Below are 350 nucleotides of genomic sequence, written 5' to 3' on the forward strand. Positions count from 1 at the left end.
AATGGTACTCAATATTGTGGGGGTATAGCTCAGCTGGGAGAGCGCTTGAATGGCATTCAAGAGGTCAGCGGTTCGATCCCGCTTACCTCCACCAATTTAATTGAGTAATTTGACGCAATATTGAGGTTTAATAGACTTCAATATTAGTGTCATAAGTGATGGTAGCTCATCTTGTGAAATGCAATAAGATAATGATTTGAGTTTAATTAATAGGTTAATCTGATCTCATACATCGGGCCACGCATTTCAAATAGTTGATGTTCTTTGGTCGCTCCCGGACATCCTGCATGAATGCTAATTCGTGCGAAGACAGTGTCTTCGGTCCTCTGCGACACTCAGAGCGTCCATGC

Annotated in this window: 1 tRNA gene; it reads left to right on the top strand. The window is 42.6% G+C overall.

Annotation, left to right across the window (positions count from 1 at the left end):
- Positions 1 to 18: 18 nt before the first annotated feature.
- Positions 19 to 94, top strand: a tRNA-Ala gene (locus DOT_RS22720).
- Positions 95 to 350 lie beyond the last annotated feature (256 nt).

Origin of the sequence: Desulfosporosinus sp. OT, from assembly GCF_000224515.1 — a bacterium.
GTDB lineage: Bacteria > Bacillota > Desulfitobacteriia > Desulfitobacteriales > Desulfitobacteriaceae > Desulfosporosinus.